At 46.5% G+C, this 25,119-nt stretch carries 22 protein-coding genes; 20 read left to right on the top strand and 2 right to left on the bottom strand.

Features of this window, described 5'->3' with window-relative positions; all coding sequences use genetic code 11:
* Positions 1–13 precede the first annotated feature (13 nt).
* Positions 14–1,345 (top strand): O-antigen ligase family protein, encoded by a 1,332-nt coding sequence (locus ACYQ2M_RS20525; protein ID WP_459918254.1) that lies wholly within the window; start codon positions 14–16, stop codon positions 1,343–1,345.
* Positions 1,346–1,447: 102 nt separating this feature from the next.
* On the opposite strand, the gene ACYQ2M_RS20520 is transcribed toward ACYQ2M_RS20525, so the two are convergent.
* Both ACYQ2M_RS20520 and ACYQ2M_RS20515 read right to left on the bottom strand, forming a co-directional pair.
* Positions 1,448–1,756, bottom strand: a complete 309-nt coding sequence (locus ACYQ2M_RS20520) for a hypothetical protein (protein ID WP_459918253.1) — start codon at positions 1,754–1,756, stop codon at positions 1,448–1,450.
* The gene (locus tag ACYQ2M_RS20515; RefSeq protein WP_459918252.1) at positions 1,753–2,823 is read right to left on the bottom strand and encodes a glycosyltransferase family 4 protein; all 1,071 of its coding nucleotides are present in this window, start codon (positions 2,821–2,823) and stop codon (positions 1,753–1,755) included. The genes ACYQ2M_RS20520 and ACYQ2M_RS20515 overlap by 4 nt, the downstream gene beginning before the upstream one ends.
* A 226-nt stretch (positions 2,824–3,049) precedes the next feature.
* Between ACYQ2M_RS20515 and ACYQ2M_RS20510 the strand changes: the two genes are divergently transcribed.
* The 19 genes from ACYQ2M_RS20510 to ACYQ2M_RS20420 all read left to right on the top strand — a co-directional run.
* Positions 3,050–4,636, top strand: coding sequence for a tetratricopeptide repeat protein (locus ACYQ2M_RS20510; protein WP_459918251.1), 1,587 nt, complete (start codon positions 3,050–3,052; stop codon positions 4,634–4,636).
* A gap of 321 nt (positions 4,637–4,957) precedes the next feature.
* Complete coding sequence (locus ACYQ2M_RS20505) at positions 4,958–5,248, top strand: HPr family phosphocarrier protein (protein ID WP_459918250.1); 291 nt, start codon at positions 4,958–4,960, stop codon at positions 5,246–5,248.
* Positions 5,241–7,001, top strand: a complete 1,761-nt coding sequence (ptsP, locus tag ACYQ2M_RS20500; protein WP_459918249.1) for a phosphoenolpyruvate--protein phosphotransferase — start codon at positions 5,241–5,243, stop codon at positions 6,999–7,001. Before ACYQ2M_RS20505 ends, ptsP begins: the two co-directional genes overlap by 8 nt.
* A 413-nt stretch (positions 7,002–7,414) precedes the next feature.
* Positions 7,415–7,873 (top strand): SsrA-binding protein SmpB, encoded by a 459-nt coding sequence (smpB, locus tag ACYQ2M_RS20495; RefSeq protein WP_459918248.1) that lies wholly within the window; start codon positions 7,415–7,417, stop codon positions 7,871–7,873.
* A gap of 71 nt (positions 7,874–7,944) precedes the next feature.
* Entirely contained in the window at positions 7,945–9,576 is a 1,632-nt protein-coding gene (locus ACYQ2M_RS20490) for a GumC family protein (RefSeq protein WP_459918247.1), read from the top strand.
* Between the two features lie 12 nt (positions 9,577–9,588).
* Complete coding sequence (locus ACYQ2M_RS20485; protein WP_459918246.1) at positions 9,589–10,719, top strand: polysaccharide biosynthesis tyrosine autokinase; 1,131 nt, start codon at positions 9,589–9,591, stop codon at positions 10,717–10,719.
* Positions 10,720–10,919: 200 nt separating this feature from the next.
* Positions 10,920–12,314 (top strand): TIGR03013 family XrtA/PEP-CTERM system glycosyltransferase, encoded by a 1,395-nt coding sequence (locus ACYQ2M_RS20480; protein WP_459918245.1) that lies wholly within the window; start codon positions 10,920–10,922, stop codon positions 12,312–12,314.
* A gap of 363 nt (positions 12,315–12,677) precedes the next feature.
* Positions 12,678–13,274, top strand: a complete 597-nt coding sequence (locus ACYQ2M_RS20475) for a polysaccharide biosynthesis/export family protein (protein WP_459918244.1) — start codon at positions 12,678–12,680, stop codon at positions 13,272–13,274.
* A 149-nt stretch (positions 13,275–13,423) separates the two neighbouring features.
* Entirely contained in the window at positions 13,424–14,848 is a 1,425-nt protein-coding gene (locus ACYQ2M_RS20470; RefSeq protein ID WP_459918243.1) for a hypothetical protein, read from the top strand.
* Complete coding sequence (locus ACYQ2M_RS20465; RefSeq protein ID WP_459918242.1) at positions 14,841–15,713, top strand: XrtA system polysaccharide deacetylase; 873 nt, start codon at positions 14,841–14,843, stop codon at positions 15,711–15,713. The genes ACYQ2M_RS20470 and ACYQ2M_RS20465 overlap by 8 nt, the downstream gene beginning before the upstream one ends.
* Positions 15,714–15,739: 26 nt before the next feature.
* Complete coding sequence (locus ACYQ2M_RS20460) at positions 15,740–16,669, top strand: exosortase/archaeosortase family protein (RefSeq protein WP_459918241.1); 930 nt, start codon at positions 15,740–15,742, stop codon at positions 16,667–16,669.
* Entirely contained in the window at positions 16,659–17,339 is a 681-nt protein-coding gene (locus ACYQ2M_RS20455) for an exosortase C-terminal domain/associated protein EpsI (RefSeq protein WP_459918240.1), read from the top strand. Before ACYQ2M_RS20460 ends, ACYQ2M_RS20455 begins: the two co-directional genes overlap by 11 nt.
* A 311-nt stretch (positions 17,340–17,650) precedes the next feature.
* On the top strand, positions 17,651–18,250 hold the full coding sequence (locus ACYQ2M_RS20450; RefSeq protein WP_459918239.1) for an acyltransferase: 600 nt from the start codon (positions 17,651–17,653) through the stop codon (positions 18,248–18,250).
* A gap of 369 nt (positions 18,251–18,619) precedes the next feature.
* The gene (locus tag ACYQ2M_RS20445; protein ID WP_459918238.1) at positions 18,620–19,639 is read left to right on the top strand and encodes a glycosyltransferase family 2 protein; all 1,020 of its coding nucleotides are present in this window, start codon (positions 18,620–18,622) and stop codon (positions 19,637–19,639) included.
* Positions 19,640–19,798: 159 nt separating this feature from the next.
* Complete coding sequence (locus ACYQ2M_RS20440) at positions 19,799–20,560, top strand: SGNH/GDSL hydrolase family protein (RefSeq protein WP_459918237.1); 762 nt, start codon at positions 19,799–19,801, stop codon at positions 20,558–20,560.
* 21 nt (positions 20,561–20,581) lie between these two features.
* Positions 20,582–21,574: a glycosyltransferase family 2 protein gene (locus tag ACYQ2M_RS20435; RefSeq protein WP_459918236.1), complete on the top strand. Its 993-nt coding sequence runs from the start codon at positions 20,582–20,584 to the stop codon at positions 21,572–21,574.
* A gap of 104 nt (positions 21,575–21,678) precedes the next feature.
* Positions 21,679–22,812 (top strand): glycosyltransferase, encoded by a 1,134-nt coding sequence (locus tag ACYQ2M_RS20430; protein WP_459918235.1) that lies wholly within the window; start codon positions 21,679–21,681, stop codon positions 22,810–22,812.
* Between the two features lie 188 nt (positions 22,813–23,000).
* Complete coding sequence (locus tag ACYQ2M_RS20425) at positions 23,001–24,056, top strand: phosphotransferase (RefSeq protein WP_459918234.1); 1,056 nt, start codon at positions 23,001–23,003, stop codon at positions 24,054–24,056.
* A 169-nt stretch (positions 24,057–24,225) separates the two neighbouring features.
* On the top strand, positions 24,226–25,119 hold an 894-nt coding region (locus ACYQ2M_RS20420; RefSeq protein WP_459918233.1), incomplete at its 3' end, for a hypothetical protein.

The following is a 25,119-nucleotide window of genomic DNA, read 5'->3' as shown; positions in this document are numbered from 1 at the left end:
TTGAAGGAGAGAAATGGAAAAAATCAGTTCAACAATGAGGCATGCATCGTTTTTTGTGCTTTGTGTGCTGGTGGTGATGACACCCATGTTAAGGGGATCTGTCAACCTGTGGGCCGAAACATTGATACAGATGCTGGTGTTGACCGCTGGCGTTATGGTTCTGCTGGTGCGGTATGTTTTTGTGGATGAAAAACCTTCTGTTCATACACCGGACCCGGCGCAAAAACCCCGGGAGGATATGATTAAATCCAGGCAAGTTCCCCTGAAGTCTGTCCATTCTGGAAAAAAAGCCCGCCCCACGAAAAAATACAATTTAAGGATGGTCATGTTGCCCCTGGGCCTGCTGGTGGGAGTCTCCGCCCTGTTCTCCCCCCATAAAAGCCTGGCAATGGAGGGGATGCTGACCCTTGGTGTGTGTCTGGTGCTGTTTTATGCAGGTCGTCAGACCCTTCGCTTTCGCAACGAGCAGCGCTGGATGGTGTATGTCATCATTGGCACGGCTTTGTTTCTGTCTTTTTTCGGTATGCTTAAACTTTTTGACATGGGCATCCCCGGACTTTGGGAATATCCCGAGATTTTACGCCCCAACTCCACATCTCTTTCCGGGCCCTATGTTAACCGTAATCACATGGCGGGCTTTCTGGATATGGCCATTCCCATGATGCTGGGTCTGTTTCTCACAAGGGAGCGCAGCCCGGAGATGCGTTTGGGAATGATCTGCCTGGTGTTGTTTTTCATTGTGGCCCAGGCCATGACCCTGTCCCGGGGGGGCTGGACCGCCACGGTGGGGGCCATGGTATTTATGATGATGGTGCTGCTGTTCCGCAAGGATTTTCGACACAAGCAGCTTTTGGTTTCCATTGTGGTGGGTATTGCTGTGGTGGGAACGGTTTTGCTTGCCAGTACCCCGGTGGTGCAGCGCCTGAACACCCTCATTGAAAATGATGCGGCAGACAATCTGGAGGGGCGGATTCGCATGTGGGAGGGGACCCGGCAGATGATCGCCGATAATGTTTTCACAGGCACAGGGCCGGGAACCTTCACCGAGGCCTATCCGGCATATCAGGAGCCCGGGGCAGCAGTGCTTGCGGTGTATGCCCATAATGACTATCTGCAGTTCATGGCAGACTGCGGGGTGTTGATTATACCGCTGATGGCCTGGTTTCTGTTTCTGTTTTTCCGGGCCGGGTTTGCAAATATGAGCAACCGCAGCCGACAGATCCGGGGGATAACCCTGGGGGTCATGGGCGCGGTGGTGGCCATTCTCATACACAGCTTCAGCGATTTTAACCTGCATATCCCCGCCAACTTCGTCCTCTTCACCCTGTTGGCCTCCATGATCTAACGGGGTCAGGCTTGGCTTATTGGTGTTATTGGGGGGGGAAGTATTGGGGATTTTTTTAAAATAACACCAATAAGCCAAGCCTGACCCCAATTTTACCCAATTTTATAGTTTGGATTGGATGACCTGGTGAAGAATTTTTTGTACAAAGTCTTTCATGTTTTCCGTGGCGTAGTTGGTGAGATAAAATTCTTTTCTGGCGGCAATCTCTTTGTCGGTTAAAAGCTTGTCAATGCCCTCCGACAGTATCTGGGTGAGGTAGGCTTCCTCGGTGATGTAAAGATCCAGCACAGCAAGGGTTTTTATTTGAAAATTGCCTAATATTGTGGGTGGTTTATGGTAGAAAAAGCCCGACTGCCGCGGGCGGGGATAATCCTTTAGTCCAAAGATGATGTTGGGAGATGACGGATTCACAATAAACCTCCTTTCCGTGCGTGATGGACAATGATTATGGTATAAATCACCTGAAAAATTAAGAAGGGCACAAACACCAGAAGGCGCATGGGGCCGGAGATGTGGATCATCAATATCGCACCGAATCCCTGCAGCACTGCCACCATCCAGTAAAAAACAGTTACCTTGAAATGGGTGAATCCCAGTCGGTTAAATAACTGATACAGATGGGTGCGGTGGGCCTGAAACACGTTTTCACCCTTGAAAAGCCGGCGTAGAAAAGTAAAACTGGTATCATAGATAAAATGGAACAGCAGCAGGGGCATGACCAGCAGCGAGGTGTGGGCATTGTCATACAATGAGGCAATTATCGGCAGCGTGGCAAAGGTAAATCCCAGAAAGGTGCTGCCGATGTCCCCCATGAAAAGTTTTCCCCGGGGAAAATTAAAAATCAGAAATCCCAGCACCCCGGCCATGATGGTGTAAGAAACCATGTAGGCAAAATTACTTCCCTGAAACCAGGTGATGACACAGAAAAAACCTGCGGCAATGATGGCATTACCCCCGGCCATGCCGTTGAGTCCATCCATGAAATTATAAGCGTTTATCATGCCCAGCATCCACCAGAAGGTGATGACATATCCCGCAATGCCCAGGGTTCGGTTGGTGAACAAGGGCATCCCCGGGGGAAAATCCACCCGGTGGATGATGATCCCGGACCCCATGACCACAACAACGGCAAATACATGGGTGGCAAGGCGGATATAAAAGGCCTTTTTTTTCAGATCATCGTACAAAGACATGCCGGCAATGAGCAGGGCACCAAGGGTAAAACCCAGAAAAAATTTTTCTGCGATGATGGTTTTGCCGTCAAAGAGATACAATACCAGCATGCTCAGAAAAAAGGTGAATACAATTGCAATGCCCCCGATGGTGGGGGTGGGTTTCTTGTGGGAGGATCGGCCGTTGGGGATATCCAGGATCCCCTTGGCCTGGGTGTATTTGATCAGGCCCAGGCTGATGATGGCTGATACCAGAAAAAGTGCCATGGCAAACACAATGTGACATGTCAGATTAAAAGGAAACATGCGGCTTTTTATCTTGAATTGTCATTGCGGTCAAGATAAAACAGCCATGATTCTTTGTGCTGGCTGCTGTTGCAGCCATGTATTTTTATATGAAACTCCAGCCAATGTGCTGAAATAATGAAAGTTTCATTTTTCGTTGTGGCAGGTATTGCCTGCCATGTGAGTTATATAAAACTGACAGCCCATGGGGTAAATTGAGGTGTGTGTGACAGTGCCAGGCAGGTGTTTGACAAGCTTAAATAAGTTCAGGTATAATCCTAAAATAATTGTCATTACAGTTATTTATTTTGTTTTGATGGCCTGGCTGCTGGTCTTGTTTTTTTCCCGGTATGCGTACCAGAAGGGCCTTCGTGCCCATGAACTTGAGCATTATGATGAAGCCGCTGTTCATCTTGCCCGGGCCGAAGAGATATTGCCCGCAGGCCTTGCTTCTGTTTTGGCCCCCCGGGATCTGTTCCGGATTCATACGGCCCTGGGAAAGACCCTGTACCAGCAGGCCATGATCCTTGCCGATCAGTCAGCGGTGGGGATGGACCGTCGCCGGAGCCTGGAATCAGCCTATCAGCTGTTTAAAAAAGGCCATAATTACCTTAAGGCGGCCGTGGCCCATGATCCCTTGAGCTATCGAACAGCCTTCTGGTACGCCAAGGTCACCGATAAGCTGGCAGTTCTTCATTCCTATTTCAATCCCGGGGTTAGCTCCATTACCTACGATGCGCTGCCATTGTTTCAAAAAGCTGCCCTTCTTCGTCCCTCGGGCATCACCGTTCGATATGAACTTGCCAATTATTTTCATCGACACCGGATGCCCCAGGAGCTGCAGCAGGTTGTTAAAAACATCGGTACCATTTATCCGTCGGCCCATGCTTATCTGAAAAAACAGGTCTGGTTTGACCCGGATGTCCGGGCCGTTTTCCGTCAAGGCTGTCTGCTTGCCCTTGCCACTGACACCACCCCCCGGAAGACCCTGTCCATTCTTTCTTCCATGGCCATGGAAGACGGTGATGTGAACGCCGCCATTGAATATTATCAGAAAAGCATGGCATACCAGGCCCATACCAACGCCGCTTATACCTATCGGTATCTGGCAGGTCTGTATCTTAAACAAAAGGATATGGATAAAAGCTTTGAGCTGTTTTTAAAGGCCCTTGGCAGGTCCGGAAATCTTAAAAAAGAATACACAGCCATCTACAATCAGTTCCGGGCAGAGAAGTTGTTTGATGAATTCATCAATTTTGCCCGGTATGTGAAAGAAAAACGCCGCCACTCCCCGGTGGGGGAGATGATCATGGTGCGCTGTTTCATGGACATGGGGCAGCTGGAGGTGGCCAAAGCGCGACTGGAGCGCATCATTGACAAAAAGCCCACGGCCCATGCCTGGTATCTTATGGCCACCCTGGCCGAAAAACAAAAGGATTGGAATACCATGGAGATTGCCAGCCAGCGGGCCACGGTGCTGGACAGCAGTAACAGTCATTACCATTATTATTTCTGCCGGGCACTCCAGCGCATGGGCAAACATGAACAGGCAGAAACGGCCATCACCCACGCCATTGAAACGGTAAAAAAGAAGAGCGTCGGCTATTACAACCACCGGGCCTGGATCAGATGGACCCTGAAAAATTATTCCGGTGCCATTGAGGACTGGCAGCAGTGTCTTGAATTGAAACCTGACACCAGCGGGTATTATTTCAACATCGCCAGGGCCTACCACCAGCAGAAAATGGAAACAGATGCCCTGAATTACGCCCAGCGAGCCCTGGAGATTGATCCGAAAAATAAAACCTACCAGAACTGGATCCTGAAATTCTGATCCCGTTGGCCCCACCAACTATGACAGATAAACCAGATTGTGACTAAACCGGGAAAATGAGAAGGCCCCCCCAGGACGATGGCATGGGACCGGCCGGACCCCGGGTTTTTCCACCGGTGGGGCTGTGGTTTATCGGGGTTCTTTATTGACTTTTTGCCCGGATACCTATATTGAAGGGGACAGGATTGAAAGCGGAAAAGAGTAAAAAACAGTGTACGTTAACCATGGAGTTCATACCGGGGCAGGTGTAGAACGTCAGGACCCAGAATAAATACCCACGTTGAAATCCTGACATTCCATTTGTGCTGGTCAGTAAAAAAATTGATAGATTTTAAAGTATTATCACGTAAAGTGACATTGGTAAATCCCCTGGGGCTCCATGCCAGACCGGCTGCCATCATCGCAAAGATTGCCCGGACAGCAGAAAAGACCATCTGGCTGGGAGACGCCAACTATAAGGCGGATGCCGCCAGCGTCATTGATATTCTCTCCATCAGTGGGACACTGGGAAAAACCTTTGTTCTGGAGGCTGAATCGGAACTTGATCTCCCCCTGCTGGACCGCATCGAGGCCGCATTTGAAAACGGGTTTGGAGAATTGACGGATGGATAAAGCGGAATCAAAAGAGTCAAAAGAGGTGGTAATCCGGGGCATTGGCGGTGCACCTGGTATCTGCATCGGCAAGGCCTACCTTGTGGATAGAGAGGGCGTGGACCTTATTAAACGGTATGCCATTGTGGAACGGGATATCCCGGCCGAGGTGAACCGGTTTAAAAATGCCGTTAAAAAGGCCAAGGATGAGCTTAAGGCTGTGGTGGAGTCCCTGGGAGAAGAGTTCTCCAGCCAGGTGGACATCCTGGAGACCCATCTGGTGTTGTTCAAGGATAAACTTCTCTACGGCAAAACCATTGATTCCATTTCCCATGAGCGCATCAATGCCGAATGGGCATTGAAAAAGGTCACCCGCCAGGTAAAGAACATGTTCCAGCGCATGGAGGATGATTACCTCAAATCCCGGGTGGCGGACATCTCCCAGGTGTCCGAGCAGATCATGCGTCAGCTCATGGGTGCCCAGGACATCAAGATATCAGACATCCGCATGCGGGTGGTTCTGGTGGCCCACGATCTTTCCCCGGCGGACACCAGCCAGATTCAGCTGGAGCACATCAAGGGCTTTGTCACCGACCGCGGGGGCCGGGACTCCCACACCAGCATCATTGCAAAATCATTGAATATTCCTGCGGTGACGGGCCTTGGTACCGCCACCATTAATGTGCAGAACGATGATATTCTCATTGTGGACGGCTCTTCGGGTCTGTTGATCGTAAATCCCGAAGAGGATACCCTGTTTCAGTACGAGGAGCGCCGGGCAAGGTATGAACAATACCGGGCACTCATTGCCCGGGAAAGTCATCTGCCCTCTGTCACGGTGGATGGTCATGCCATGAACCTGATGGCCAACATTGAGCTTGTGGAAGAGGTGGTGTCCGTCAGAGACAATGCAGCCCAGGGTGTAGGGCTGTTTCGAACGGAATTTATTTATATTGATCAGAAGCGATTTCCCACAGAAGAAGAGCTGTTTGAACGCTACCGGGAGGCCGTGGAACTTATCAGTCCCCAGCCTGTGACCATCCGGACACTGGACATCAACGGCGACAAGGTGCTGCCCTATTTAAAAAATATCCGGGAAGAAAATCCCGCCTTGGGCCTGCGTGCCGTGCGGTTTTCCCTCCAACGCCCGGAAATTTTTCTTACCCAGATCCGGGCCATCCTCCGGGCTGCGGCCTTTGGCAATATTCGGTTGCTGATTCCCATGATCACCTGTGTGGAGGAGATCATTGAGGTTCGCCAGCTCCTGGACCGGGCCATCATGGATCTGACCCATGAAGAAATGGTGTTTAACAAGGATATTCCCCTGGGCATCATGATTGAGGTGCCTTCTGCTGCCATCATGGCCGATGACCTGGCTGATCATGTGGATTTTTTCAGCATCGGCACCAACGATCTCATTCAGTATTCCCTGGCCATTGACAGAAACAACCGCCAGGTAGCCCATCTGTACCGCCCCTTAAATCCGGCGGTGCTGCGGTTGATTAAAATGGTGGTGGATGCGGCCCACAACAGAGACATTGCGGTCACCATCTGTGGTGAAATGGCCGGAGATCCGGTGAATGTGCCGGTGCTCATGGGGCTTGGTTTTACTGAGTTGTCCATGAACCCCGGGTCCATCCCCGTGGTGAAACAGGTGATTCGGAAACTTGATTACCAGAAAGCCTGCCGGGTGGCGGAAAAGGTTCTGACCATGGATAAGACCGAGGAGATTTATGGGTTTGTCAAGGCCTCATTCCCGGATATTCTTCAATAACCAGGCAGTCTCATTTCAAAGGCATAGTTTTATTTTCCCGATCTGAGGTTTAACCATTGATGGGGTCAGGCTTGCGTTATTGGCATTATCGGTGGCTTTGGCGTTTGCACAGGATTTAGTCAATAACGGTCATGTCCTGTCGGACACAACAAATATAGGGTCGTAGACGCGGAGCCAAATGGTATTATACCGCCGTCCCCCCCGACGGGCAATGGGCCCGGACCGGAACTATAGACAGCTCAATTGTCCGGTTCCTATTGCCCATCGGGGGGGCGGCTCTGCTGAAGTTGCCTTGGAGGCTGTCTTTTCATATAAACACCAATAACACAAGCCTGACCCCCTTTGTCAGAACCCAGAACCTATAACCAAGCACCCAGTACCCAAAACCAAACGCCCACAGGTAAAAAAGACCAATGGAATCCGATCACATAAAAATAATTGCAACCAATCGCAAGGCACGGCACGAATACCATATTTCCGATGAGGTGGAGGCAGGCATCGTGCTTGCCGGCACCGAGGTGAAATCCATCCGGGAGGGGGGGGTGAATCTGAAGGATTCCTATGCCGACATTAAAAACGGCGAGGTGTTCATACGTCAGCTTCACATCTCTCCATACAAGCACGCCTATTATGATAACCACGATTCCCTGCGCACCCGGAAACTTCTGCTCCACCGCCGGGAGATCAACAAGCTCACCGTCAAGATAAAAGAGCGGGGTTTTACCATTATCCCCTTGAAGATATACTTCAAGAACGGCAAAATCAAGGTACAGCTGGGTCTTGCCAAGGGTAAAAAACTCTATGACAAGCGGGACAGCATAAAAAACCGGGATATGCAGCGGGATATGGATCGGGAGAAGAAAAATTATTAATTTGAATTGTCGATGTGACAGCCAACCCTGTCATGGAAGACAGGTATGATAATCCAAGGTCAGGGGCGTGTATGCAACAAAATGAATCACCCATAAAACCGGATGAAATCATCGATATTCTTTTGCGTTACCGGTGGTTGGTGGTTATTCCGTTATGCATCACCCTTTCGGTTGGCTTTTGTTTGTCCCTGATTATTCCCCGGGTCTATTCCTCTTCCACCACCATTCTGGTTCAACCACAGAAGGTACCGGGCGCCTATGTGAAATCCCTTGTCACTTCAGGCATTGAAGAGCGTATCAGCACTATTTCCCAGCAGATTTTGAGCAGAAGCAACCTGGAAAAGATCATTGATCAGTTTGGACTTTTCCAGGGGGATGAGGGCAGGGATCTCTATCTGGAAGATAAAATAAGGATTCTCCGGAAGCGTATTAAGGTAACTATTACCAAGGACCGGAAGGGAACAGATGCCTTTTCCATTTCCTACAAGGGAACCAAGCCTGAACGGGTGATGAAAATCACCAATGCCCTGGCCAGTTTTTACATGAATGAGAACCTGAAAATCAGGGAAGCCCAGGCCGTGGGGACCAGCGATTTCCTGGAGGCGGAACTGGAAAAAACACGCCAGAAACTGGTGGAAAAAGAACAAATCCTGTCCAACTATCGCTCTAAATTTATGGGCGGCTTGCCCGATGAACTGGAATCTAATTTAAGAACTCTGGACCGACTGCAGCAGCAACTCACCGATCGTCAAAACATGCTCCGGGAAACCAGAAACAATATCTCCAGCCTTAAATCCCAGATTGCCCAGATCAAAGAACTTCGATCCAGTGTGAGTCATCAGGCCAGCACTTTGCATATCACCGAAACAGGGGACAATTCACCCCCCAGTGATCCTGTCATTCGGCTTGCCCGGGCCAGGCGTGATCTTGAAGATTTACTTTTACGGTATACGAATAAACATCCCGATGTTCTAAAACAGCGCGCTGTTATTGCAAGGCTGCAACAGATAGTGGAAGCCGAAGCGCGGTTGAGTACCGAAACCGATACGCCTCCGGTGGATACGCCTGATACCGAGACAAACCCTGCCTGGACAGCTGTTCAGGAGGAAAAAATTCAGCAGGAGATACAGCTCAATCAACTGACAAATGAGGAGCATCAGGCCCAGCGGGATATTGGTGATATTCAGCGCCGCATGAAAATATACCAGCGCCGGGTGGAAGAAACCCCCCAGCGGGAGCAGGAACTCCGATCACTGGAGCGCGATTACACCAATATCCAAGGAATATATAGCTCGCTTTTGGATCGAAAGCTGGAGGCTGAACTTTCTGTGAACATGGAAAAAAAACAGAAGGGTGAACAGTTTCGTATTCTGGATTTTGCCACATTGCCCCAGCGACCCATTTCTCCGGATGTGAGAAAATTGTTTATGCTTTCCTTTGCTGCTGGAGCTGGCTTAGGGGGCGGCATTATTTTTCTTCTGGTGTTTTTTGACCGAAGCATTCGACGGGACGAAGAAATTGAAAAGGGTGCCGGACTTCCCATTTTGGCCAGTGTGGCTCCATTGAAAATACCGGAAAATCAGATAAAAAAACGCATTCAATGGCTGCTTTTTTTTCTTCTTGTGAGCTATCTGTTTCTACTTATGGGTGCTTTTGGCTTTGTTTATTTTACGGGCGTGGATAAAATTTTAGAATTTTTCTAAGGAAAATGTAAAATGGGAAAAATTTTTACCGCACTTAAAAAATCAAAATATGCCGGTGGGGCAAGGGATAAAAAAAAGCCGGAGGCCCCTCCCCCAAGGGCGCCACGACCCCGGAAAAAAATTGAAAGAAAAGCTGCTGAGGTTTTGCCGGATTCTGCCCCTTCTGATGTTGCTTCGGTGCCGGATGCCCCTGCGGTGCCCGATGCCCCTGTGGTGCCGGATGTCCCTGCGGTTCCGGATGCCCCTGCGGTGCCCGATGCCCCTGCGGTGCCCGATGCCCCTGCGGTTCCGGATGTCCCTGCGGTGCCGGATGCCCCTGCGGTGCCGGATGTCCCGGTGGTACCTGTTGCGCCTGCAGTGCCCGATGCGTCTCCGGTGTCTGATACCCCGCCACGGTCCCATGCGCCGTCACGGACCGATGCGTTTTCCGATGTTGATACCCCGCCACGGGTGGACACCTCTTCCGGGCTTCTGGAAATCCAGGAACCCCACAAATCTTTGATTGCTTACAATAAACCCCATTCCCCCGAGGCGGAACAGTTCCGTATGTTAAAAACGGCCATTCTTTTTCCTGATAAGGGAGAGCCGCCCCGGACAATCATGATCACCAGCAGCGCTGCCGGAGAAGGAAAGTCCTTTGTTGCCGCCAATCTTGCTGTAACCATGGCAAACAGCATTGATGAATATGTGCTTCTGATGGATTGTGATTTGAGACGCCCCACCATCCATAAAATATTCGGCCTGCCGGACAATACACCGGGCCTTACCGAATATCTGACCCGGGGTACCCCGCTTCCCCGCCTTTTAAAAAAAATCATGCTGGATAAATTGAGTATTCTTCCCTGTGGTACCCCGCCGCCGAACCCATCTGAATTGCTTTCATCGGAACAGATGAGAAAACTGCTGCAGGAAGTCAGGGCCCGGTATCAAGATCGATATATCATCATTGATTCGCCTCCACCCTATGTGACGGCAGAGGCCAATGCCCTGGCACGTCAGGTGGATGCCATCGTTATTGTTGTGAAAACCGGATATTCTAAAAAAAGTGATCTCAAAGATCTTGTGGATACCTATGGCAGGGAAAAAATCCTGGGGGTGGTGAAAAACTATGCAAATAAAGTGAAAAATTACACTTATGGTTAATCCATGTCTAGTGGTCAGTCCACCCCGGCTGGCCCATCATGACGTCCGGTCACAGCATGGGCCACTCGTCACATTTGCTGGACCCACCCCATTTCAAAGGCACTATCAATGAAAACAGTATGTTGCGGACCATGATTTTGAAAGAATAAAAATTGTGCAAAGCGCTCAATACCTTCTGATGCTCTAAAAGGAAATCACAGATGCTGGATATTCTTAAACAGTACCATCCTGTTAGAAATATTCTATTTTTCATGTTTGAAGGGCTTATCATTTTCTTTTCCATGGTGTTATCTTTTTTTTGTTTGACGCAAAGCTATTGTGTTTTCTCGGATGTGCTGTTGTTATGCCGGATCTTCGGCATTACGGTGATCTGTCAGCTCTCTCTTTATTATTTTGATCTGTATGACTTAAATGTTTCCAACTCGGTGCCAGAGATCATTATTCGTTTGCTCATGGCCCTTGGCAGTGCCTCCATTGTCCTTGCGCTTATTTACTGGCTGTTTCCCATGACAATTGTGGCGACCATGGTCTTTACCCTGGCCATTGTGTTTTTGATTTTAATGCTTCTTGTGTGGCGACTTTTATACATCCTTGTATTAAAAAAAGGATGGTTTAATGAAACGATTATTGTGCTGGGCTCAGGCAGCTTGGCCATGGATATCCTCTGTTATATAAATGAAAACATTGATTGCGGTTACACCGTCACCGCTGTTATTCCCGAAGCCACCCATCAAATTCTTGAGCGATATGTGGCGGACAAATTTTATTTTCTGAACGAGAAAACCAAGCTTTGCGAAATGGTGGAAAAGTTCGGGGTTCATAAAATCGTGGTGGCCCTTAAAGATAAACGGGGCAGCTTCCCCACAAAGGAATTGCTGCTTTGTAAGATGTCCGGTATTGAGGTCCTGGAGGGCAATACCTTTTATGAGGCATTGACCGGCAAGCTTCTGGTGCGAGAGATTAATCCGTCCTGGCTTATCTTTTCCCGGGGATTTCGGTATTCAAGGATTACCCAATGCTTCAAGCGCATGGGGGATCTGTTTATTTCATTTCTGCTGCTGGTACTCTTATTTCCGCTGGGTGTTATTACCGCCATTTTAGTAAAGTTCGATTCCCCGGGGCCGGTGCTTTTCAGTCAGGAGCGGGTGGGAAAATATCGCAAGGTCTACACCATGTATAAGTTTCGATCCATGGTAGAGGATGCAGAAAAGTACAGCGGGCCTGTGTGGGCCCAGGAAAATGATCCCAGGATTACTCGCATGGGACGGTTTATGCGATGGTGTCGTCTGGATGAATTGCCCCAGTTGTGGAATGTTTTTATTGGTAACATGAGTCTGGTGGGGCCCCGGCCCGAGAGAAAATATTTTGTGGAGCAGCTTGAAAAGGAAATTCCTTATTATATGGCCCGGTTTGAGGTAAAACCGGGTATCACCGGATGGGCCCAGGTCCTGTGTGATTATGGGGCTTCCATGGAAGATACCATTGAAAAACTGGGGTACGATCTTTTTTATATTAAGAATTTGTCCGGTTTTCTTGATATCATTATCCTTTTGCGGACCATTAAGACCGTTCTGTTTGGCCGGGGAGCAAGGTAACAGGCAGGTATGTTTTAATGGCCCTTGATCATAACATCTGCCAAACCTGATCCCGTTGGTCCGCCAATGATGGCAATTATCGGGTCAACGACAACAAGCGTAAGCCTTTGAATTATTTTATTGTCCTTTTTGATACATCATGGTATCTGGGGAAGTGATCATCGCATCGGTCGGGCAGTGGCATGAATTCGGGGGTATCTGTCATCTGCCGCCGGGCCTGATTACTTGTTCTGGCTTTACCTGAATGTTTTTCACATTTATTATCTGTGCTCTGCTGGCCGGGCCAGAATCTCTTATCTTATGTAATTCAAAGGGCGGAGCTTTGTGTTACGGTCAATGGTGAGGATAAAAAAGGAGAAAAAAATGGGAATGACAAAAAAGATTGTGTGGGGGATGGGGGTGTGGTTTCTGATAGCGACGCATATGGCCATGGCCGGCCAGGCGGTCAAACCCGGCCCGACAGTCCAGTCCGATCATTCATATACCATCGGCCATGGAGATGTGCTGAGAATTTTTACCTGGAAAGAACCCGAACTTTCCGTGGAGGCGGCAACGGTACGTCTGGATGGGAAAATTACCTTTCCCCTGGTCAATGATGTCCAGGCGGCGGGGCTGTCTCCCATGCAGTTGAAAAAAATTCTGGAGGACCGCCTGGCAGGCTATGTGGAATCCCCCATTGTCACGGTGATGCTGATCAATCCGGTGAGCCAGCGATATTATGTGCTGGGGGAGGTCCAGCGCATTGGAGAGTACCCCATAGAAAAAAATATGACCATCATGCAGGCCTTTGCCGTTGCCGGCGGGTTTACCCAATGGGCCGCCAAGGATGAAATTCTTTTGATCCGCAGGGTGCAGGGTAATGAGCAGGTATTTCGAATCAATTATAAGGGGTTTTTAAAGGGAAGGGACCTGGACAATAATATCCGTATCAAGGCCGATGATACCATTATTGTGCCATAAAAGAAAGGTAACGCCTCATCACGTATTTGTGTGAAGAATTATAATTTCCAATGCGTAAACACAGATCATTGCGCATCAGAACCGATCTCAATTACACGAATCCGCAAAGACCCAAAACAGCTTCTCAGGCTGAAAAAAGGGGAATGTACATGTCCAGAGCCGTCACTGCGTTTTTAGCCTGTATGGTGGCAGGCAGTTTTCTGTTTTTTTTGAACATTGACAAAGCCGTGGGTGCCTTGAGAACGGTGTTTTATCCCATTCTTTATGTGTCCGGGCACTACACCGACAACAAAGATCAGACCGAACTTGATAAACAAGAGGAATATTACACCACCTACGGTACGGCCTTGTCCTTGCGGTTCATCCAGGAAAATGCCACGGTGACCTTGACCTATAATCCCGAGTACAATGACCGCAGCACCATTGATGATGAAGAAAACTCCCTGGAGCACAACGGATCTCTCCGGGCGCATGTCCAGGCTTCCCCCCGGGTGATTATGGATTTGAGTCTCAACTATGATGGTCATGACAATGATGTGGCCAATGAATCCTGGGAACACACCGGCAGGTTTACCACCTCCGTAGATTTCAGTGATAGAACCCGAGCTGAGCTGGGGTTAAATTATGCCGAAACCTATACACGTCGTCAGTATTCAGGAGAATACCGGGAGTATACCGATTCCGGCGGATCGGTGAATCTGACCCATCAATTTGGCCAGCACAATAAGGTGGGGTTGTCTCTTGATTATACCACTGTGGATTATGAACCCCCGATGGTGGATGATTATCAGGAATACAGTGCATCGGCTTCCCTGGCATACTGGTTTTCTAACTTGTGGGGCATGGATGTAACGGCAGACTATGAAAAAACCGATTACGATTTGTTGGATACGGTGGTTGATACCTGGTCTGGAAATATCAGGCTGCTGCGGCGGCTTTCCCCCTATTTTCTGGGTTACTTTAAATATGAGCATATTTACACCCAGCGGGAATTGTACGATGTGAACATGTATATTCCGTCGGTGGGATTTGACTGGAATGTCACCGAAGACACCGGGGTGTCCCTGGGGGCCGGGTATATCTTTCAGGACTGGGAGGAAGAAAATGATGGTCGTTTTTTCGTGGATGCCAATGTGTTCAAAGGCGTTGACCTGAGTCGAAATGCCGGGATAGTTTTCACCGCCACCAGCGGTATTGATCCCACCAGTGATGATGCTTCGGAATTGGGGTTCCAGGTGTACTATCAGGCCGGATTCCTTTTGACCTGGCAGGCCCTGGAGACCTTGTCCATGGATTTTCGCGGGTCGTATATCCGGGATGAATTCATCGACCCTGGGGTGAATCGCAAGGACGATACCTGGCAGTTGGGAGCTGGGTTAACCTGGTCTCCCTGGCGTTGGGGAAGTGTTCTTTTCTCCTATTCCTATGAAGATTATACCACAGATTCCCTTGTCCGTGATGATTATCAGGAACATCGGGGAACTCTCACCTTTCAGGTACATCCCACCTTTGACCGGTTTGAACAACCGCAAGCCACACGGGAAAGCCTGGAGAGACGCATTTACAATGACTGATACCATACTGCTCACCGTTGATGTGGAGGACTGGTTTCAGGTGGAGAATTTCAAGCCGTGGATTTCCCGCAGTACCTGGAATGGTCGGGAACTTCGGGTGGAAAAGAACTGTCACCGGCTGTTGGACCTGTTTGACAGGGTGCCGGAGGGCAGGGTACGGGCCACGTTTTTTATACTGGGCTGGATCGCCCAGAAATGCCCGGATCTTGTGAAAGAGATCGCAACCCGGGGCCATGAGGTGGCCTCCCATGGTTTTGACCATGAACTTTGTACCACCATGGATCCCCGGGGTCTTTTTAATGACCTGGATAAAAGTCGAAAACTTCTTGAGGATCTCACCGGGGACCGTGTGGCGGGGTATCGGGCCCCCAGTTTTGCCATTAATGACGAGATCCTTCAAATTATTGAAAAGAGCGGTTATCTCTACGACTCAAGTTATAATTCCTTTGACAGGCATGGCCGGTACGGTGCGATTGATACGAGCCGGGGGCAAAGAAACGGTATTGCGATTAAGCTTTCAGATAATTTCCAGGAACTGCCTGTGAGTAATCTTGTGGTGGCAGACCAGACCATTCCCCTGGGGGGAGGCGGATATTTTAGGTTATTTCCATTTTTTCTTTTAAAGCAGGGGGTCCGGGCCATATTAAAAAAACAGGGTGCCTATGTTTTTTATGTGCATCCCTGGGAGCTGGATCCCGATCAACCCCGGGTTCATGCTGCATCCCCTGGCTTCCGCTTTCGTCATTATGTGAATCTGGGCAATACCGCCATCAAATTAACAGCCATGATAAAAGCGTTTGACCATTGTACCTTCGCCACCTGTTCACAGTACCTGGCCCGTGTTTTCAGCGAGGACTATCCATGACACAACAGCCATTGAAATCAATAAAAATGACTGATTCAGTCTCCACGGGAAATTCCTTTGACAAGAAAATCGGTATCACATCTGGGGAGGGGCAGTCCCCCGGCAGGGAAATTTTTCCATGGGGCTGGCTTGCTATCGGTGTGTTGTTTGTATGGGTATTCTACCCGGTGATCAAAGAACTGGTGCTGGCGTGGAATGGGTCTGAAGAATACTCCCACGGTTTTCTCATTGTGCCGGTGAGTCTATGGATTATCTGGATGAAACGGGATCAGCTTAAAAATAGCCCTTTCATTCCCTGGACCGGGGGACTTGCCATAATCATCATTGCCCTGGTGTTACATGTTTTGGGAAATTATGCTGCCATACTTACCCTTGGTCCCCTGGCCATGATTTTTTTAATCCATGGCATGGTGCTTTATTTTTTTGGTACAGTCATGTATCGCATGATTCTGTTTCCCTTGCTGTTTCTATTTCTTATGGTGCCGATTCCCTCCCAGATTTATTCCGCCATGACCATTCCATTGCAGCTGCTGGTTACCCAAATCAGTACCGTTATCTGCAGTATCGTGGACATCCCTATTCTTCGCCAGGGTAATCTTATCCATCTGCCGGAAAGAACCCTGCAAGTGGTACAGGCATGCAGTGGGCTTCGTTCCATCATGGCGTTGTCGGCATTGTCGGCCCTGTTTGGATATCTGGCCTTGGATACGCCGGTTTTTCGTACCGTTTTGTTTTTAAGCAGTATTCCCATTGCCATTGTTATCAACATTGTTCGGGTGGTGCTTATGATCATGGGGTTTTATTTTTTTGATTATGATCTTACCACGGGCGTTACCCATACGGTGATGGGACTTTTGATTTTTTCCATTGCGTTGTTGTTGCTTTATGCTTTATCTATAGTGTTTTCCATGGTGGAGTTTAGGGCCATGGGCAAAAAGGTTGCTAATGATGCATAAAATGGCCGCCATGAAGGAGATACGTTCGAGAGCGGGAATGAAGGTAGTGGTGGTCTGCGTCTGCCTGGCTGCTGCAGGGCTGATGATTCAACTCAGGCCTCTCCCTGAAATGGGGCTTCGAAATCATACGCTGCATAATGCCATTTCTAACATACCAGGGTGGACAAAGGTCCATGATATTCTGCTGGGCGACGCCTTGGTTTCAGAACTGGAGCTGGATGACTACTTAAATGCCGTATTTACAGGTCGGTCCTGCTCAGTATCTCTTTACATCGGGTACTATTACACCGCCAAAAAAGTGGGGGCGGCCCATGATCCCCTGGTCTGTTTTCCCGGTCAAGGGTGGAAGGTGACCGATCGTCACCAGGGTGAAGTAGACATTAATACCCTTCCCGGTACCCGGCTGTCCTATTCCGTCATGACCGGTCAGCTGGGATCCCAAAAGGACTTGATTTTGTATTGGTTCCAGGCCCATGATAAAACCAGTGCCGGTACCCTGGGCCAGAAGCTTTACCTCTTATGGAAACGTATGAAAGGAGAGGGTGAGAATAACGCCTTTGTGCGCATCACCGTTCCCTTTGGGAAAGCCAACCCGGAGGATATAGAGGCGGTGGCTCTGGATTTTGTGAAGGAATTTTATCCTGTTTTTCTGGCGTTTGTATTAAAATGATTAGATATTTGTCTGTGATACAACACCTTCGCAAAATTTAAAATCGGTTTTAAATTATCTGACATCAATACCATATAATGTGTTCATAATGGATTTGAATTTCAATATATGGGTTTAAATATGGACTGAAAGAAAATTGGCAAGGGCATTGGTGATATGGTATTATTTGTTTTGATATAAACAATGTCTTGATTCGTATTTGCATCATCAACAGTTCTATTCAGCTGCCCGGGAAATACGGTCGTTTGTGGGAAATGTTGGCTTATACAATCCCCAGCAATTGGAAAATAGAAGAAATAAGAGACGTGACAATGATTAAGACTTTAAAATTATTCAAATATCAGTTCCAGGATCGCTATGGTAGACTTTTGCTGATCCACTGGATGATTCGGGAACTGCCCGGTGTTTTTGGCGAACGCATTCGTAGAAAGATGTTGGGAAAGTACTTTAAGCGATGCGGTAAAAATTTGATAATTCATGTGGGATTTCGATTTCGGGGGATCCATAAAATTGTGGTGGGGGACAATGTACATATAGGGGTGGATTCCTTTATCCAGGCCAGTGGCGGGCTGGAAATGGGGGATGATGTAATGTTGGGTCCCGGAGTGAAGATCTGGACGGTTAATCACCGGTTTGAAAATTCAGAGATCCCCATATATAAACAAGGCTATGAACATAAGCCTGTGAAGATCGGCAAAGGCGTATGGCTGGGAGCCAATGTATTTGTGCTGCCGGGTGTAACTATTTCGGAGGGGTGTGTTGTGGCGGCCGGCAGCCTGGTGGGAATTAAACGATATCCTCCCTATTCTATTCTTTCGGGAAGTCCTTGTCGAGTCATTGGAACTCGTCAGCGAACCCATGATTCACCAGAAGATAACTCTCTCAATATACCCGATGAGAGAGTTGAATAAGGCAGTTCTTAGGAAATAATATCTACCCGCATTTTAATGAACTCCATACCGACTATCCTGAGTTTTCCATGCAAAAGTGGGTAGTTTTATTCTTTTGAATAACACCCGGTGTTTAAAGGGTGAGCAGGTTTTATAATCCCGGGTTATTGAGAGCTTACAAGTTTGGGAGTTAAGTACTGGTGAACAGCAAGTTTTTTCGGCAATAAAGCAGGGTGATTGATGATGGTTGAGTGTCTTTTCTGGGGAAGTATCAGCATAGTTATATACATTTATATGGGATATCCTTTATGTGTGTGGTTTTTGTCTGCAGCGTATCCCAACGCCATTGAAAGGGGGAGGATGCTCGATCGCCGGTCTGAGGAATTTCCCATGGTTTCCATTCTTATTGCTGCTTACAATGAGGTAGATCACATTGCCACCACTCTGGAGAATAAGCTGCAATTGACCTATCCACGGGAGCGTTTTGAAGTTCTGGTGATTTCTGACGGTTCCACCGACGGTACCGATGAGATTGTAATGTCATTTAGCACTCGTGGTGTGAAGTTGTTACGACAATCGGTTCGCGGGGGGAAAACGGCAGCTCTGAACGCCGGTGTTGCAGTTGCCAAGGGAGAGATCCTTGTCTTTTCCGATGCCAATTCCCTTTATGAAACACAGGCATTGAGGTGGCTGGTGGAAAATTTTTCAGATCCCACAGTGGGATATGTTACCGGAAAGATGATCTATGTAAACGCTGATAATTCCCCGGTGGGAGATGGCTGTTCCGCCTACATGAGGTATGAGAATTTTCTTCGGGAAAAGGAGACTGCCGTGGGGTCAGTGGTGGGGGTGGACGGCGGTATTGATGCTGTGAGAAAGGCTCTTTTTCAGCCCATGCAACCAGATCAGCTGCCTGATTTTGTATTGCCATTGAAGGTGGTTCAACAGAGATTTCGTGTGGTCTACGATCCTCGGGCCATTCTGTGGGAACAAACACTCAATGTGGTTAGGGATGAATACCGCATGCGGGTGCGGGTATCCTTGAGGGCACTGTGGGCGTTGTACGACATGTCTTCGTTACTGTTTAATTATAAAAAAATAGGCTTTGCCTGGCAGTTGTGGTCCCATAAGGTTTTAAGATACCTTTGTTTTATATTCCTTGCCATGGCTTGGACAACGGGTGCCTGGTTGAGCATTTTTCGGGGGGGGGGATATGCTTTGTTGTTCATTTGTCAGAATTTAGGCTATCTTGGGGCCTGGATAGCCCATGAACGCTCCAGAAAAGGAAAAGATCCTGGTTTCCTTTATCTTTTTTATTATTTTGTACTGCTTAATCTGGCAGCTGGCCACGCTTTTTTGAAATTTATTATGGGAAAAAAACAGGTTCTTTGGACCCCCCGAAAGGGTTGATTGTGTTTTTAATACTTTCACCATTGTACCATGAATTAAAATAATGGGTTTAAAAGTGAGTTTAACTCTTTTGTGATATAAGGTGGCAACATGAAAAAACATGGAATTTTTTTAATCGTTTTTTGGGTGGGGCTTTTGATTTCTTTTGAGAGGGGGAGCATGGCAAACAATGTCAAACACACTGACCTGGGCCTGGACAAAGTCTCGCCTGAAAAATGGGATAGCTTGGCGGCTCAAGGAATTTTTTTCGGCCACCAGTCGGTGGGAAACAATATCATTGACGGCATGGTTGATCTCCTTAAAAGAGAATCTGGCATTAAAATAAACCCCCAGGAGGTAACTTCGGGGGGCGATATCCGATCGGGCCTGTTTGCCCATGCCCGGGTGGGAAAAAATCGGTCCCCGCACTCAAAAATGGTTGATTTTACCAGATTTATTGATGAGGGGTTTTCCAATATAAATATTGCATTTTTAAAGTTCTGCTATGTGGATGTTGACAGAGATACCTCCGTTAAAGAGATGTTTCAGGAATATCGCAGTACCATGGAAAATTTAGAAAAAAAATATCCCCACATCACCTTTGTGCATTTTACGGTTCCTCTGAAAGTCACAAATGACTCCTGGCGAACCAGTCTGAAATCTTTGTTAGGACGAAAATCCTGGGAATATGCCGACAATATCCGGCGTAATGAGTATAATCAACTTCTTAAGGAGGCTTTTGAGACACGTGCCCCGGTATTTGACATAGCTCTTTTTGAGGCCATGGCAGCTGATGGCAAATTTTCCAGTTTCCGGGAACAGGGAAAAGAGTACCTTGCCTTGCAAAATGCTTATTCCAAGGATGGTGGCCATCTTAATGATGTCGGGCGACGGTGGATTGCGGCCCATCTGCTTGTTTTTCTGGCGGAGTTGCAGCCGTAATTTTGTTGATGGAGGTGATAAATGGAGATGCCCGTGGTAAGTGTAGTCATTCCAGCCTATAATTCAGCACCTTATCTGAAGCAGACCATTGCAAGTGTTCAGGAACAATCCTTTCAGAATTTTGAAATAATTATAGTCGATGACTGCTCCCAGGACAACACCTCCGGTGTGGTTCAAAAATTTAAAAGCCCTAACCTGCATTACCATCGTCTCCGAAAAAATCATGGCGGCCCTTCCCTTCCCAGAAATGTGGGAATATCAATGGCAAGGGGGCAATATATTGCCTTATTGGACGCCGATGATCTTTACTGCCCTGGTCGACTGAGCGCGGCTGTTTCTTTTCTGGAGCATCATCCTGATGCAGGCTTAGTGTTCACCGATGAGATTTGTTTTGATGATCGTACCGGTCGAGACTTGAAGCGTTTTTTGCATGATTACGATGTGTTCTGGGCACTTCCACGAGAACAATCGGAAATAAAAATAAATATGGGAAGAGATAATTGGATCATCCCCTCAAAAGCAGCCTATGGTGCGCTATTTTTTGAAAATTATATCATGCCTTCCGGTGTAACACTACCACGTAAGGTATTTGATATCGTAGGTAAATTCGATGAACACCTTACCAATGGAGATGACTGTGATTTGTGGTTTCGAATTGCCCAGCAGTTTCCCATCGGATTCATTCACATGGATGGTTTCCGATACAGGGTTCGGGAAAACAGTATTTCTGGCCGGGGGCCCGTTCTTGCTGAAAATCGATCCCGGGTAATTCACCGCCAGTTGAAAAAAGATTTGCCCCGCCCACTGAGACAACAGGGACGTCGACTTATTTCTAAAAATAATTATGGAATTGGTTATGACTTCCAGCAACAGGGAAATATGAAAACGGCAAGGAAATATTATTTAATGAGTTTGGGCACTTATTGGAACTGGCACGCCCTTAAAGGTCTATTGATTTCTCTGATGGGAGAAAAATTATATTTTTCACTGAAAAAAATGAGAGTTTTCCAGTGATGTCAGGACAATCCGTGAACGATTAAAGTTACCGCTGGTTTGGGCTGGGGTTTAACTTTCTTTGGCTAAATTCTGCAAATAGAAATTGATCTTTGGGAATGAAAATGATTAAGGTCGCCTTTTTAATTGATACGATCAGTTGTGAAACATCAGGTACTGAAAAACAACTTCTTGAAATTTTAAAGCGATTGGATCGCTGTTATATTTCCCCCGAACTCATCTGTTTGTACGAATCCATGTGGATGAAAGAACATATGCTTCCCTGCCCCGTTCATATTTTGGGATATAAGGGCTTTTTAAAATTTAATTTCCCATGCGTTGTTAAGAAGTTGGCACGGCTATTTGAAGCACGGGATTATGAGATAATACACATCTTTTTTGAAGAGTCCATTTTTGTTGGATACCTGGGAACTTTTTTGAGCCAAAACTGTCCAGTTCTTCTTTCCAGCCGAAGGGATATGGGGCTTGGAAGGGATAACAAACCTTGGTATCACCGATATTTTCCATTGATTCTTCCGCATGTCAATCGAAAGTTTGACGGTATTGTCGCTAATTGCAGGGCTGTTCGTAGATTTGTATCTCAACGGGAGAAAACACCTGCTGAAAAAATTCAAGTCATATTTAACGGAATTTCCATCCCTCCTCTTAAAAAGACAATGCCAGCGGTTATTCAAACCATGGCACAAAATGTAGTTCGAATTGGGATGGTGGCAAGCTTGACCCCTGTAAAGCGTCATGATTTGCTTTTTGATGCATTGGCACAACTTATGGAAAATGAGCATGTGCGCCCGTTTAAAGTGTTTTGTCTGGGGGAAGGATGGAAATCGGAAGTCCTCAAGCAACAGATAAATAAACTTGGCTTGACAGAGATTGTTTATTTTACAGGCGCTGTTAATAATGTTTCAGACTGGCTTTATTGTTTGGATATTGGGGTGCTTTGTTCTGATCGTGAAGGCTTGTCCAACGCAGTCATGGAGTATATGGCCTGTGGTCTTCCTGTTGTTGCAACCTCTGTGGGTGGAATCCCCGAATTGGTGGATAATAAAAACGGAGTGTGTGTGCCTTCTGGTAATGTTACAGCACTGGCGAATGCTTTGAGATTGCTTATTAATGATGAAACGCTTCGAAAAAAGATGGGAAAGGAATCGTTTCTAAAGTTGAAACGGACGTTTTCATGGACGCGTTCTCTTGCGGACTTGGAAGCTTACTATAATAAAATGCTTGCAAAAAAATATTGAGACTTTTGGAGCTACTCATAACATGGGCCATACTTGTGAAGTCTTTCTAAATATAAAAATTAACTTTTATCATTACAGTACCTTGTGGTGAGTAAAATTCTATTTCCTGTATAGTGGCCCAACTTATGACCCACCCCGGACTTTTTCATTAAAATGTAAATGTTGAGTTGGCTCTTTAAAGTTTTTATATGATGAAAAATAAATTAGACATAGTTGTTACCAAACGCGTGTTGGCACAATATCCTTTTTTTAAGGGATTTCTGGACTCTTTTTCGCTGATTCCCCAAAAATTAAAAAATAATAATGCAGTTTTTCAAATAGGAGAGAGAAAATGGGTGATAAAGCAATATGATCCTGAGGAAATTAACGAGCGTTTTCAACTTTCGCACCAGTTTCAAAAGCAAATTTTTGATTTTGGATTTCCCATACCAAAATTAGAGGTTGCGCGATGTGGTGATTCTCTTGTTAGAGAAGGAAATTTTTTTTATTCGGTCCATCAATGGGTATCTGGTTTCTCTTTATTACCCTTCATGCAGAACATATCTGTTCATGAAGAAACTATTTTGGACGTGGCCCAAGCCACTGGAAATCTTCACCGCCTTTCAGGACAATTGTTTGGTCATATAAAAAAAGATGCCTTGAGTATAAGTACTGGGTTTCTATTTAAAAAAGCTCGTCTCAATACAGATACTCTTTTTTCGAGAAATGGATGGCGCATTTCATTTTTTAATCAACTTCGCTTGAAGTTCAGGAAAAATGAATTTGATCGTTGGATACTTAGTCGATTAAATAGACTTTCTATAATTGCAAGTAAAATAGAGTCCTTAACACCGAGTTATGATTGTTATTTTCATAGGATGATTCCCATCCATAACGATATTGGCTGGGATAATCTAATTTTTGACAAAGAAAATAGACTTCTTGCCATGATTGATTTTGATAACTTGATCGTTGGCCCACAGGTTTATGAGTTGGGGGGGGCAGCTATTGTTATTTGTGGGCCTGATGAGGCAGCAATAGAAAAATTTATTGAGGTTTATTCAAAAATATCTGGATTGGTATTTAATCATGATGCAATTATGATTGCCATGGCTATTAAATGCTTGGGTTCAATCTTGTTCTCTCTTCAATTCTATGCAAATACGCCTGATCACCTGAGTAGATATCTAATAAAATGGTGTTTATACCTTGAGATGTGTCTTGAATTTGTAATAGGTGGAATTCCAGGTTTTTCTTCGATATAACCGCCAAGGGCGGACCGGAATTTTGGACCCGGATTCGCCCACAACGAATTATGAATGTAATGTTAGGGGTGCCTATGTTTTCTTATAAATATGGCATACATGTTGCTGTGAGTGTCTCATGGTTCTAAAAACCATATTTAAATTGATAATTCTTAAGAGGTAAGAAATTATGAAGTTTAACTCTGCCAACGAACATTCTAATAACATCTTTGATAATCCGTATGGAGTACTTCTTTCTATTCTATATGAAATGTCATGTTTTTGTATGTTTATCAAAAAAATAAAGTTTTTATGCCATAAGAATAGGGTTGTTTTGTTTGTTCTTGTGATAGGGTTAACTACCTATAATTATGCAGATTGTGCTGAAGTCGCTGGAATAAATTTTACGGATAATGCTTTCGCAGATGTAATTTTGTCGACAGATTTTACGGGTACTTTTGGAGTTCAAAACGGAGCAATTGCGCTCTCTTTAGAAGATTGTGTATTAGGATCAAATTTAAATACGTGGATGGAATATGGAGCGCATGATTTGCTTCCTGGAGAGGATGGTGATTATAATAGTGATGCGCCTCCTGATCAGTATGTTGAAGTGGGTTTTTTGGATAATAATGTTTTTAATGGGCCTGGAAATGATATGGCCTTTTTTGAGGTCGGAACTGCAAACTCAATACTTGTAGCGCTTGATCTTGAATCATTACAAAATCCCTATAACATAAATAGTAGAGCAATTGTTGTTGAAACAGCATGGTTATCAGAGTTTGGTATCAATGTGGGATATGTGGATTTGTCTGATTTAGGGGTCGCATGGGGTGAGGCAATTGATAGGGTTTTCGTTTCATCAGCATTGGGTGAAAATGGTGAAGTATATTGGTATGTACCGGGTTTTCCCAATTGGGGGGTGCCTGAGTTTGCATCTGTTGGAGCGCTATATACGGAACTGACAGAAGAATTCCATCAGGTAGATGTAAGGATAAATAACGGCAGTGATGATGTAGAAGAGGGAGAAAACGGCAACATGTTGTTTACAAGTTCCGATCTTGAGCTTGTGAATGATGCAGCCGGG

The organism is Desulfocicer niacini, from assembly GCF_054657595.1.
This window is presented reverse-complemented; position numbering and strand designations above follow the sequence as displayed.